Origin of the sequence: Pedobacter mendelii, assembly GCF_014635725.1 — a bacterium.
GTDB lineage: Bacteria > Bacteroidota > Bacteroidia > Sphingobacteriales > Sphingobacteriaceae > Pedobacter > Pedobacter mendelii.
The window spans coordinates 1-12,327 of the sequence record NZ_BMDJ01000007.1; the positions used below are offsets into that span (position 1 = coordinate 1).

At 33.5% G+C, this 12,327-nt stretch carries 10 protein-coding genes, 1 tRNA gene and 1 rRNA gene; 4 read left to right on the forward strand and 8 right to left on the reverse strand.

From position 1 onward, the window contains the following. Positions 1-168 precede the first annotated feature (168 nt). Together rrf and IEV50_RS12685 are read left to right on the forward strand one after the other, a co-directional pair. A 5S ribosomal RNA gene (rrf, locus tag IEV50_RS12680) occupies positions 169-280 on the forward strand. Between the two features lie 332 nt (positions 281-612). Beyond that, a complete protein-coding gene (locus tag IEV50_RS12685) occupies positions 613-2,382 on the forward strand; it encodes a S8 family peptidase (protein WP_188414878.1) in 1,770 nt (589 codons plus the stop codon). A gap of 37 nt (positions 2,383-2,419) precedes the next feature. On the opposite strand, the gene IEV50_RS12690 is transcribed toward IEV50_RS12685, so the two are convergent. The 6 genes from IEV50_RS12690 to IEV50_RS12715 form a co-directional block, all read right to left on the reverse strand. After that, complete coding sequence (locus tag IEV50_RS12690) at positions 2,420-3,199, reverse strand: polysaccharide deacetylase family protein (RefSeq protein ID WP_188414880.1); 780 nt, start codon at positions 3,197-3,199, stop codon at positions 2,420-2,422. Then, the gene (locus IEV50_RS12695) at positions 3,199-4,131 is read right to left on the reverse strand and encodes a glycosyltransferase family 2 protein (protein WP_188414882.1); all 933 of its coding nucleotides are present in this window, start codon (positions 4,129-4,131) and stop codon (positions 3,199-3,201) included. The genes IEV50_RS12690 and IEV50_RS12695 overlap by 1 nt, the downstream gene beginning before the upstream one ends. Next, entirely contained in the window at positions 4,128-5,312 is a 1,185-nt protein-coding gene (locus tag IEV50_RS12700) for a glycosyltransferase family 87 protein (RefSeq protein WP_188414883.1), read from the reverse strand. Before IEV50_RS12700 ends, IEV50_RS12695 begins: the two co-directional genes overlap by 4 nt. A gap of 118 nt (positions 5,313-5,430) precedes the next feature. Then, entirely contained in the window at positions 5,431-6,642 is a 1,212-nt protein-coding gene (locus tag IEV50_RS12705; RefSeq protein WP_188414885.1) for a bifunctional 3,4-dihydroxy-2-butanone-4-phosphate synthase/GTP cyclohydrolase II, read from the reverse strand. 132 nt (positions 6,643-6,774) lie between these two features. Beyond that, positions 6,775-8,199, reverse strand: a complete 1,425-nt coding sequence (locus tag IEV50_RS12710; RefSeq protein ID WP_188414887.1) for an LptF/LptG family permease — start codon at positions 8,197-8,199, stop codon at positions 6,775-6,777. A gap of 30 nt (positions 8,200-8,229) precedes the next feature. Next, complete coding sequence (locus tag IEV50_RS12715) at positions 8,230-8,610, reverse strand: START-like domain-containing protein (protein ID WP_188414890.1); 381 nt, start codon at positions 8,608-8,610, stop codon at positions 8,230-8,232. Between the two features lie 137 nt (positions 8,611-8,747). On the opposite strand from IEV50_RS12715, the gene IEV50_RS12720 reads away from it, so the two are divergent. Beyond that, positions 8,748-8,824 (forward strand) — tRNA-Met (locus IEV50_RS12720). A gap of 677 nt (positions 8,825-9,501) precedes the next feature. Here IEV50_RS12720 and gmd read toward each other — a convergent pair. Together gmd and IEV50_RS12730 are read right to left on the reverse strand one after the other, a co-directional pair. Continuing rightward, positions 9,502-10,614, reverse strand: a complete 1,113-nt coding sequence (gene gmd / locus IEV50_RS12725; RefSeq protein ID WP_188414897.1) for a GDP-mannose 4,6-dehydratase — start codon at positions 10,612-10,614, stop codon at positions 9,502-9,504. Positions 10,615-10,654: 40 nt separating this feature from the next. Continuing rightward, on the reverse strand, positions 10,655-11,233 hold the full coding sequence (locus IEV50_RS12730; protein ID WP_188414899.1) for an RNA polymerase sigma factor: 579 nt from the start codon (positions 11,231-11,233) through the stop codon (positions 10,655-10,657). Positions 11,234-11,514: 281 nt separating this feature from the next. Between IEV50_RS12730 and IEV50_RS12735 the strand changes: the two genes are divergently transcribed. Further along, a complete protein-coding gene (locus tag IEV50_RS12735) occupies positions 11,515-12,267 on the forward strand; it encodes a WecB/TagA/CpsF family glycosyltransferase (RefSeq protein WP_188414901.1) in 753 nt (250 codons plus the stop codon). Positions 12,268-12,327: the final 60 nt, after the last annotated feature.

The following is a 12,327-nucleotide window of genomic DNA, read 5'->3' on the forward strand; positions in this document are numbered from 1 at the left end:
ATCACAGTCGAGTAATACTAATCATCCGAAGCTTTCAAAGCAAACAGACTGTTGTTTGTTCTTCAAACTAACTTCTTTCAATCATGTTTAAGGTTTAAGGCGAAAGGCTTAAGGTTTAGGGTTTACCCTCCACCTTACAACCCTCTACCTTCTACCTTTATAAAATATTTAGGTGCCTATATCGGTGGTGTCCACCTCTTCCCATTCCGAACAGAGAAGTTAAGCCCACCAGAGCCGATGGTACTGCGGTAACACGTGGGAGAGTAGGTCGGTGCCAAATCTTAAAAGCCTCAAAACAGGCTCTTAACAAGAACCCTTGCAGTAACAACTGCAGGGGTTTCTTCGTTTATTGAAAATAAAATATCAAAAACAAAAGAATTAAAACCAAAAATGAATAACGAAACATCAGCAGAAAGTCTTTCTGGTTGTCACATGCATTTCTTTTCCCTAAAAAAACAATCAAAAAGGTTGAAGTTAGGACAGGATGGAAGAATCTACTGAATGCTAACATAGGCTTGTAGAAAATTACGAGATCTTTTTGTTAAAATATGCTAAAATTTTCATCCCAAATGCAATAAAACCGTATTATTGTAATATTACGTAAGTTGGATTATGACGAATATTAATTTGAAAAAATTACTTTTTCTTTCTTTTTTAATGTGCTTAAATACAATCGGTTTTGCACAAAATAAAAATGTGCAATTACCGGCTAATTGGTTTAATCTGGATTTAACAGAGAGTGGTTTTTTTGGTATTAGTACGGAGAAAGCTTATCGAGATATTCTTAAGGATAAAAAGGTAAAACAAAATATTATTGTAGCTGTGATTGATGGAGGTGTAGATGTTAATCATGAGGATTTAAAGGATGTTTTATGGACGAATAAGAAAGAGATTCCTGGTAATGGAATTGATGATGACGGAAATGGCTATATTGATGATATTCATGGCTGGAACTTCATTGGCTCAAAAAAGGGAAATCTTGAATTTGATAATCTTGAACTTATTCGATTATTAAGAATTTATACACCTAAGTATCAATCTACAACGAATTTAACCCGTTTAGATAGTATGCAAAAAGAGGAGTTTAGATTGTATAAGAAAATGGTGGGCGATTTTGGTAAAAAGTATGAAGATGCAAGTAACACTTTTTCTGTTCTTCTTGCCATTAATAAAGTATTAGATTCTGTAGCAAAAACAAGTAAAAAAGAAATTCCAACTTACGAGGATATTGAGAAATATAGGGCCGATGATGAGATAGAAGAACAAGTTAAAACTATTATAAGAAAGGGTTCAAAGGATGATGGAAGTTTTGAGAAATTCTATAAAAATGTTAAAGATGGTTACAAACAATATGATGCCATGTTGAAGTATAATTTGAATCCGAAATATGATTTGAGAGCGGAATTTGTTGGTGATGATTATTTAAATTCGAGTCAGAAAAACTATGGAAATATTGATGTAAAAGGACCTGATCCTCTACATGGCACCCATGTTTCGGGCATTATAGGTGCCAACAGGAAAAATACTTTAGGGATTTTAGGTGTTGCTGATAACGTAAGTATTATGGCTATTAGAGTTGTACCAACAGGTGATGAACGAGATAAAGACGTTGCCAATGGTATTCGTTATGCTGTTGATAATGGCGCTAAAGTAATAAATATGAGCTTTGGAAAATCGTATAAATGGGATAAGAAAATAGTAGATGAAGCTGTAAAATATGCTGAAAGCAAAAGTGTTTTGCTGGTTCACGCGGCAGGAAATGATAACCAGAATAACGATATTGAGGAAAATTATCCTAATAAATATTACGATAGTCCTGAAGCCGAAGCATATAAATTAATACATAAAAAACCTACATTGGCAGATTTTACGCCACCCAAGCCTTTGCAACAGAATAATGGAATGGGAATGAGACCATCAATTGGTAGAACCTCATTTACTAAACCAATTCCTTTAGATTCTACAAAATACCAACTCCCTCATGCGTCTAATTGGATTGAAGTTGGTGCCAGTTCATATAAAGATGATGATAATTTAAAGGCTAATTTTTCTAATTATGGAAAGTATAATGTTGATGTTTTTGCACCTGGATTTTTGATAAACTCAACGGTGCCTGATAACAAATATGAAGATTTAGATGGAACAAGTATGGCATCACCGGTTGTTTCGGGCTTAGCAGCTTTAATTTTAAGTTATTATCCTGATTTAAAACCTGCTCAGCTTAGAGAAATTATAATGAAGTCTGTTGTTAAAGTTGATCATAAAGTAAAATATAAAAACGAGAAAGGTGAAAATATTCGTGTTCCTTTTAGTGATATTTGCGTAAGTGGAGGAATCGTGAATGCTTATAATGCATTGAAACTTGCAGAAACTTATAAGTAATTAGCAACAAGCTGTGTCTGATTCATACGAGGCAGTACTATTTCTTTATCATTTTGATAAAATCTTGAAAGGTACCAAATGAATATTTTTCATTTCTCATCCAGGAAATTAAATTTTCCATCCGTTCAATCATTTTTGTGCCTGTATTTTTTCTTACATAGCCAGGAAAGCCAAAGCGATCAAAATTATCCAAATCAGTAAATTCCCAGGGATGAAAATATACGTTTAGGTATTTATCCTTTTTATAAGTCCAGCTTGCCAATGATTTATAAATGCCTAATGGCAGGTTATGAAATGATAACCAGAATAATGGAAATCTTATTAAGGGGCTAACCGAAGCAGGAATTTGTAACACATTATCTTTAATAAAAAATGTTCTTGAAATGTTAAGGTTGTTATATCTGCCAGGGAGATAAGTTGGATTTATAGATGTATTATAAACATAGCCTGCTTTTTCTATTTCCTTTTCATCAACAGGCATCATCCTTGCCATTCTATATCCAGTAATTTCTTTACCCGAAATTTCCTGGAGTTTTAATTTTGATTGCAATAAATGCTCAGGCTTGAAATCAGAATGATAATAACCGTGAGATGCCAGTTCATGGCCGCTATTGATAATTCTTGTTATTAAATCGTGGGCATTTTCAGCAAAAGTAACTGTACAAAAAAAAGTTGCTTTTACTTTGTATTTATCTAAAATATCAAGAATTGCAATAGTACCTGTCCTTGAAATTGCGATCTGATCGGAGAATGAAATTTCTTTTCCATACTCAAAAGGCATATCAAACTCTTCGATATCAAAACTTAAAAGAACCATTATTTAATAGGTATGTTGGTTGAACGTATGATGTAACTTGGTCTATTTTTAGTTTGCATAAACATTTTACCTACATAAATGCCAATTATGCCTAAAATGATTAATTGTAAACCTCCGAAGAAAACGATGGTCATAATTACTGATGCCCAACCAGATACCTCAACATTATTTACAAATGCATAAATGATATAAGGAATATAAAGTATTGATGCAAAAGAAAGAATAAAACCTAAATAAACAGCCGTATAAAGAGGTTTTATACTGAAAGATGTTACACCATGCAGCGCAAGTTGGAACATTTTTTTAAAAGTATATTTGCTTTTACCCGAAAAACGTGCTGCTGGATTATACCTTATTGCAAACTGTTTAAATCCCAACCACTTAACCAAGCCTCTTAAAAATGGTTCATTTTCATGAAAGTTTCTGAAAACATTAACAACTTTCTGGTCTAGTAAACGAAAATCTGCAGCTCCTGGTTCTAATTCAATATCAGAAAGCCAGTTTAATACCTTGTAGAATAATCCAGATGAGCCTCGCTTTCTTTTTGATAAGTTTTTATCTTCTTCTCTGATGGTGTAAACAACTTCAAAACCTTCTTCCCATTTTTTTAACATATCAGGAATAAGTTCTGGTGGGTGCTGCATGTCACAATCCATAGAAATAACACAATCACCATAGGCATTATCCATTCCGGCTTTAACCGCTAGTTGGTGGCCGAAATTTTTAGAAAATTCGAGAAAAAATATGTTTTCCGAGGAGGCAGCATACTCTTTAATTGTTTGAAGGGTTTGGTCTGTACTACCATCATCTACTAAAATGATTTCGTAATCGTAATTGATAATAGAAAAAACCTTTTTAATGCTTTCTGCAATCACAAAAACATTATCAACTTCATTATAGGCAGGAATAACTATTGAAACTAATTTTTTCATTTATCTGCAAAAGAATAAGATTTAAAATCTTCTTTCATCATTTGATAAATTATAGTTAGCCAAATGATGATACAAGGTAGGGCTTTGAGCGAATATAGACGAATAAATTCTTTGGCAGTTTTAGGGAAAATATCCGTTGGCGATAAGCTAGTTAGTAAAAAAGCAAAAACTAATAGTGAAATTATCCATATTTTTTTTGGTTCAGGCTGTATTATGAACCAGATTGCAACGCCCGCGAAAGCAATAATATAAGTTGGTGATTCTGAACTGCTGCTAAAAATTACAGTAAAAATTAACGTTGACGCCAATAGCATCAACCTGAAAGCTAAATTTTTGTATTGTTTAATTCTTAAGTAAGGTAATCCAAAAAGTAAAATACCTATAGTTAAAAAAGGTAAGTTTGGTAAATTTACATTCCCCGAAATTCTTCTTGCAATTCCCATTACTGAAATATCCTGAAAGGATGTTAAGGAAGCATTAATATCATTTTTATAAACTAAGGAGTTATACCAATCCTGATAAGATTGAATAACAAAGGCAGGAGAGGAAAGTACCATTGGCAGGGCAAAAAGAAGAGTAAAGGCGGCCAAGCTTGATATAATAAATTTCAATTTGTGTTCTGCGAAAAAGAAAAAGGCTAATCCTACAATTCCATATAGTTTTATAAGCGTTCCAAGTGCAATGAAAAATGCTGATTGAAGCGCTTGTTTCTTCAGCAAGTAAGAAAAACTAAGGATTATTATTCCTGTTAATGCGATATTAAACTGTAAACTAAATAATGCAGTTAGCGTTTCATGAGCACAAATCCATGCAATTACTGAACGTTTATTTAATGATATAGGTAGGCTGTAAATTCCCCAAAGCAAAACTGAAACGTTTGTAATATTCCATAATATGATTCCTAAACCGTCTGGTAGTAAAGCAAATGGGGCAATAAAGATAGAAAATAATGGCCCGTAATGGTTGCTGTCTAAATATTCAGTGTAGTTATTGTATAAATTTTGAAATTGTACAGTATGCCAATAAACATATTTAAATATTGAATAGTTATTATAACTATGATGAACGTATTGCTTTCCTCCTGTAATAATTGCTAGTAAAATATAAACAACAATTACAGATTGTTTTTTTAGCAAGAACGCAGTAATTTCATTGAAATTAAATTTCTTAAACGGGTTCATTATGATTAGCGCCGTAAATATAAGAATTTAAATTCCATTGCTAAAAATCTGATTAATTTATGAGTTTTAGAGATAATGTTTTAAAATTTTATCTTAAGGCTGGCTACCATCAACCGCGTTATCCCTTCATAATGGAATGACCCATTTTATCCCTTTTGGTTTTCAAATAACGTTCATTGTGTATATTGCTTTCTATCTCAATTGGGATATTTTCTATAACTTCCAATCCATAACCTATTAAACCCGCTCGTTTAGTTGGATTATTGCTCATAAGGCGCATTTTAGTTACGCCTTGCGATCTTAGGATTTGGGCACCAACTCCATAATCGCGTTCATCACCTTTAAAGCCTAATTTAATATTCGCTTCAACAGTATCAAAACCTGCATCCTGTAAATTGTAAGAACGAAGTTTATTAATTAGTCCAATACCACGTCCTTCCTGATTCATATAAACTACAACACCCTTACCTTCTTTTTCAATCATTTCCAAGGCTTTATGTAGTTGCGGGCCACAATCGCAACGGCAAGAGCCAAAAATATCACCTGTAACACAAGAACTATGAACACGGGCTAGAATCGGTTCATCAGCATTCCACTCGCCTTTAAAAATGGCTAGATGTGTTGCATTATTATCTAATTGGGTATATGCAGTCATTTTAAAATTGCCCCATTCTGTAGGTAAATCGATGGTAACTTCTTGCTTTACCAAGCTATCAATGCCTAAACGGTAAGTAATTAAATCTTCAATCGAAATTATTTTAAGCTGATGTTGTTCTGCGATTTTAAATAAATCAGGTAAACGTGCCATTTCACCATCTTCTTTCAAAATTTCTACAAGAACGCCAGCTGGTTTCATTCCAGCGAGCCTTGCCAAATCAACAGATGCTTCTGTATGGCCTGCTCTTCTTATTACACCACCATCTTTAGCCCTTAGAGGGAAAATATGACCTGGTCTACCTAACTCATCAGGATTTGTATCAGGATTAACTAATGCCATTATTGTTTTTGAACGATCGCTTGCTGAAATACCTGTTGTACAACCATGACCGACCAAATCAACAGAAACCGTAAAATTAGTTTCATGTGCAGCAGTATTTTTCCCAACCATCAAGTTGAGGTTCAGTTCATCACAGCGATTTTCAGTTAAAGCAGCACAAATTAAACCACGCCCATATGTTGCCATAAAATTAATTACCTCGGGTGTTGCATTTTCCGCAGCAGTTAAAAAATCTCCCTCATTCTCTCTGTCTTCATCATCGACAACGATAATAACTTTACCGGCCTTGATATCATCAATAGCTTCTTGTATGGTATTTAGTTTTGTTTGCATTTTACGTAGTTACAATATGGCCTAATACTTACCAATTGCTGCAAGCTTTAGTCATTAATTAATGCAAAGGTACAACCTTCTTAAGCAATATGCTTAAGAATATATCATTTAGAAGTAAAGGAAAAGGCGTAATTAACGCTGTTTAATTCGTAGAAGTTTAATAAAAAACTGTTTGTAATAATTGACATCGAAGAGGGCAGAATCTACTGTTGCTTTATAGGTTAAAAAAACAGCGAGTGGTGTTAATAGAATAAAGGCTATCCACATCCCGAATATTGGATTGATGGAACCTTCGCGTGCTGATTTTTCTGCTACAGTGGTTATAATATGGTAAACTAAAAAAAATACAATTGCTATAACTACAGGCAAGCCCATACCACCTTTTCTTATAATCGCTCCAAGCGGGGCACCTATAAAAAACAGCAAAATACATGAGGCAGCCAATGTAAATTTACGTTGATATTCTACACTGGTAAAGATGATTTCGCCCGATAAATCTTCTTGTCTGGGTACTCCATTTGTTAGGCTCTGAGTAATAACAGAAACCGTGTTTGCAGCGTTTTGAATGCTTTGTAACCTGAAGCCGTTGGGTATGCCCTTTAAAATATTATTACCTATAGCTTTTCTTGGCACTTTAACTTTAGTATACCCTAGGGCTATATTACTTTGCTTAAAGTTATTGCTCAATGTCCTCGCCATATTGCGGTTTAACGTATCCATTTGCTTTTGTAATGAATCACGTTTTTTTACAATACCTTTTAAATTTAGCATTACTGTACTGTTACCGAAAGCATTTTGATCGGTTTTACTCAAATCAAAAGATTTCATATCAAATTTAGGCTTAGTTTCTTTAAATCGGCTTCTTAACATTACTTGTCTCGGGTTGTAGATTCCGGTGCTGCTGGCTTGTTCTTCGTAAGTTACCCCATTTTTTAAATTAAATACCAAAAATTTTCCATCAGATGATTTAACCATTTCACCTTCTTTAGCCATAATTACCTTCGGAATACCATTAGTCCCTTTATGATCATAAATCATTATTCCATTCATTTTACCACTTTCATCTTTCCTATCAACACGTATAGAATAATCAGGTATACTATTGTTAAAAACACCAGGTTTAATAAGGAATGCTAATTTTTTATTCCTCATATCGTACATTAACGAATAAAATTTTAGATTGGCTTTAGGTAAAATGAAGTTTGAAAACAAAAATGAAGAAACTGTGAGCAAAAGAATTAAAACCATAAGTGGTCTCATTGCCTTTTGGAGAGAAATACCTGCAGATTTTATAGCGACAAGCTCGTAGTTTTCACCAAGCGTTCCAAAAGTCATGATGGAAGAAAGCAAAACCGAAAGGGGTAGTGCCATAGAAATTTGAACCATCGATTGGTAGTACATTAATTCTAAAATTGTGTACCATTCGAAGCCTTTGCCAATAAGATCATCTACATATTTAAAAAGAAAAAACATTAAAAGGATAAACATTACTACGAAGAATGTAGCAATAAATGGCCTTATGAATGTTTTAATTACTAAAAGATGTATTTTTTTCACCTAACAAAGGTAAACAAAGCATAATAAATATTACGCACCTAAAACGCTAATGAGGTAATCAATCTGGTTATCCCAAATTAATCTTTTTTCTGCCATTAACTCATCAGTAGAAAAATCGGTGATGGCAAGCGCAACATCGTTAGTTAATTCATCCTGAACGATTTCCATTTCAAAGTAGCATTGAGGTTCATCATCAAGCCATTTAAACTTAACAAGTTTGTTTTCTTTTATAGAAACAAGTTTAGCTTTTTGTTCCTCATCATCCCAGGTAAAAGTATAAATCTGATCTCGAAAATTAACATCATCGGCAAACCATTGTGATAGGCCATTAGGCTCACTTATAAAACTATACAGTATTCGTGGCGAGGATTTAACCTCATACTCGAGCGTAAATTTTTTCTTATCTGCCATGTTAATTCATTACCGGATGAAAATTCCGGATTACTTTTTTTATTTTATTTTTCTAAAGAAAGGTAATTTATTCTATATTTGCAACTCCAAAAAATAACCAAGCAAATATTTGTAATATAACATAAATATTTGAACCTGGCGGGGTAGCTCAGATGGTTAGAGCGCAGGATTCATAACCCTGAGGTCGGCAGTTCGATCCTGCTCCCCGCTACCATAGTGGGCAAATCAAATTTTGTTTGGTTTGCCCTTTTTTTTTGCCCTCAAAAACCTTTTTTAAAGTACCTAGAACACGCATAGCCTCATTAACCCGAGTAGTTTGGTGTTGCGTGCCGTTAAAAGTGAGTTTTTGGGGATAGACCGAACTGATTAGTCGTCTTTTTCCCTCCGAATCTGGCTCTGTATACGTTTCATTGAGGTTTTTAAGTAATCCAATAGCTTTGCTAATCAAATCAGTAATATTCCCTTTTCCCCGGGATAAATCGATGAGTCTGTTTTCAAGAATAAGGATGTTTTTCTCACAGTCGGATTTGATCTGTCTGTACTAAAAACCAAGGATTACGTTATTGAGAATTTTATCCATGGCCTTTGAAATCCTATTATTAAACTCTTCCAACTGTTTTTTTACATTAGCCAATTCTACGTTATCTTAACTTGAAAAAGCTTAATAAACCTGTTTCAAACATAACATACGTCTCATGTAACATTCAATACTTAAGTAAGCCTAACCATTCTTAGCCTATAAAATGGCCAAAAGCCACATCTTTAACCCCAGTCCGCCATTTTTGAATTAAACCCAACTACCAATAGTAAGTAAATTACTCATCAAAATTTAAAACATTACCAATCCATCAGATATTGGATGTTTGTAGTTATCCAATTAATTTCAAGTTTCTATTCAAATTGATTTTTAACATAATAGCCAGCAGATTTTAGTAAAATTTCCTTTTCAAAAATTTCAACATCTGAAATAATCATCTCCTTGACAAGACCTTTCAAATCATACTTTGGTGTCCAATTTAATTTGGTTTTCGCTTTTGTTGGGTCTCCTATAAGTAAATCTACCTCTGTTGGACGAAAGTACGCAGGGTCTACAGCGATGACTTCCTTACCTATTTCCAAGTTATATTGTGAGTTCGAGCAATTCTTTACATAACCCTTCTCATTTAAACCATCGCCTTTAAATTCAAGACTGATACCTAAAATACCAAACGCTAAAATTATAAAATCTCTCACCGATGTAGTTACCCCAGTAGCTATAACATAATCGTCAGGTTTATCCTGCTGGAGAATTAGCCACATAGCTTCGACATAATCTTTTGCATGCCCCCAATCCCGTCTAGCATCCAAGTTGCCCAAATATATTTTATCCTGAAGCCCGAGTGCTATTTTGGCAGTTCCTCTTGTAATTTTTCGAGTAACAAAAGTTTCTCCTCTCAAAGGACTTTCATGATTAAATAATATTCCATTGCAAGCAAAAATATTATAAGCTTCCCTATAATTTACGGTAATCCAGTAAGCATACAATTTGGCGACGGCATAGGGGGATCTTGGATAAAAAGGCGTTGTTTCGCTTTGTGGAACTGCTTGAACTAATCCATACAATTCTGACGTTGATGCTTGATATATTTTCGTTTTGCCTTCTAACTTTAATATTCGCAAAGCCTCCAATAAGCGTAATGTTCCTATCCCATCTGCATTAGCAGTATATTCTGGGGTATCAAAACTAACTTTTACGTGGCTCATGGCACCGAGATTGTATATTTCATCTGGCTGTACCTCTTGAATAATTCTAATTAAATTTGTTGAGTCACTTAGGTCTCCATAATGAAGTTTAAAACGTACTTCAGGTTCATGAGGATCCTGATAGAGATGGTCGATTCTATCAGTATTAAATGATGAGCTACGTCTTTTTATTCCATGAACAGAATACCCTTTAGTTAATAATAATTCTGCCAGGTATGCACCATCCTGACCGGTAATTCCCGTTATTAGAGCTGTTTTCATAATGATTTTAATATAAGTAACTGAGTTATTAGCAGAAAATTTAGTTAAAAAATCTTCTCAATGTCACAATCGACATTCGAATTCTTGTTTTTATCGTACCGAGAGGAATATCTAATGCCTCAGAAATTTCTTCATGAGTGTAACCTTCATAATAAAATAGCTGCAGGATTGACAATTGTTCGGAACTTAAAACAGAAAATAATTGTTTTAATCCTATTCTGTCAATATTAAAACTACAGAAATGTTTTGATGCCAATTCAGCTTGAGAAAAATCTATTGATTGATTCAATCGGCTATTTCGACTACTTTTTAGTCTCAGATGATCCAGTGCCATATTTTTTGCAATTGCCTTACTCCAGGTTAGCAGTTGGGATCGTTCTGCATTATAGGAATGGATACATCGTTTAACCTTCACGAAAGTATCCTGCAAAATGTCTTCTGCAGTTTCAGTTTGAGGAATTATTTTCAAAATAGTTGTTAACAGTTCTGCCGAGTGATTTCGGTAAAGATTATTTAAAACCAAGTCATCGGAGAGACTAGTCAGATCCGACAATTGTTTAGCACTATCCAAAAAATTGCCTTTAGTAGGAATTTTTTCCTGATAGGATTTCAGAAGCATAAGTAGAGATTTTAAAGGATTTTTAATTTTAATTTTTCATTTTCTGGCTCATATTTTCAATATATATTTTAAAAAAATAAAACTTATTTTTTGGTTCAAAAAAGCATGCTGTAAAACCCTAAGCTCTAACTAAAAAGGAGTACTCCATTTAGTTGTAACTAATTGATTAACAATAGATAAACTTACAAATTTATATTAACAATTTAAAACCAAAACTTTAAAAAACCCGTATAATACTCCCACAGAAACAATCACAATTGTATCATTAATTAGTACGTTTTATGGAAAATCAGCTTAATTTAAACAGCAAAGGCATTAACTACAATTTGTACCATGGAAATTTGAACGAAATTTCTCTTGAGTCTAAAATAGTTATCAACACTATTAACCAATATTCTTATTGTATAGCTCGTGAAGATGCTGAATTTAGGAGTGCTTTAACCTCATCGGATATTTTATTACCAGATGGCGAAGGCGTAGTATTAGCTGAGCGTTTTTTAACTGGGAAAAAAATAAAAAAGATTTCGGGAACAGATCTTCATCTTTATTTACTTTCTACATTAAATGCTCAAGCAGGAAGTTGTTTTTATTTAGGTTCCTGTGAGGAAACACTTGTGAAAATCAAAGACAAGCTACTTAATGAATATCCTAACCTCAAAGTTGGCTTTTATTCACCACCATTTACGGCAACATTTTCTAGTGAAGACAATGAAAAAATGATAGCAGCAATTAATGATTTTAATCCTGATGCATTGTTTATTGGACTTACAGCGCCGAAGCAAGAAAAATGGTCACAACAATTCAAAAATCAAATAAATGCGAAATTTATCTGCTCAATAGGGGCAGTATTCGATTTTTATGCTGAAACCGTTAAAAGACCAAGCAAATTCATGGTAGATAATAAATTGGAATGGATGGGCCGTTTGGTAAGCAATCCATCAAGGATGTGGAGAAGATATTTATACTACGGACCAATTTATGTTTTTCAGATTTTAAAACTTCGCTTTTTTATTCCTTTTAGAAACTCTGCTTAAATCTAAAAACACGCCAGACTATGACACAGAGATACACAAATATCCACCGGGTTTTCTTCC

Excerpts from the sequence above, each read along its gene's own strand:
- IEV50_RS12685 (WP_188414878.1), top strand. The coding sequence starts at position 613 with ATGACGAATATTAATTTGAAAAAATTACTTTTTCTTTCTTTTTTAATG.
- IEV50_RS12690 (WP_188414880.1), bottom strand. The coding sequence starts at position 3,199 with ATGGTTCTTTTAAGTTTTGATATCGAAGAGTTTGATATGCCTTTTGAG.
- IEV50_RS12695 (WP_188414882.1), bottom strand. The coding sequence starts at position 4,131 with ATGAAAAAATTAGTTTCAATAGTTATTCCTGCCTATAATGAAGTTGAT.
- IEV50_RS12700 (WP_188414883.1), bottom strand. The coding sequence starts at position 5,312 with ATGAACCCGTTTAAGAAATTTAATTTCAATGAAATTACTGCGTTCTTG.
- IEV50_RS12705 (WP_188414885.1), bottom strand. The coding sequence starts at position 6,642 with ATGCAAACAAAACTAAATACCATACAAGAAGCTATTGATGATATCAAG.
- IEV50_RS12715 (WP_188414890.1), bottom strand. The coding sequence starts at position 8,610 with ATGGCAGATAAGAAAAAATTTACGCTCGAGTATGAGGTTAAATCCTCG.
- gmd (WP_188414897.1), bottom strand. The coding sequence starts at position 10,614 with ATGAAAACAGCTCTAATAACGGGAATTACCGGTCAGGATGGTGCATAC.
- IEV50_RS12730 (WP_188414899.1), bottom strand. The coding sequence starts at position 11,233 with ATGCTTCTGAAATCCTATCAGGAAAAAATTCCTACTAAAGGCAATTTT.
- IEV50_RS12735 (WP_188414901.1), top strand. The coding sequence starts at position 11,515 with ATGGAAAATCAGCTTAATTTAAACAGCAAAGGCATTAACTACAATTTG.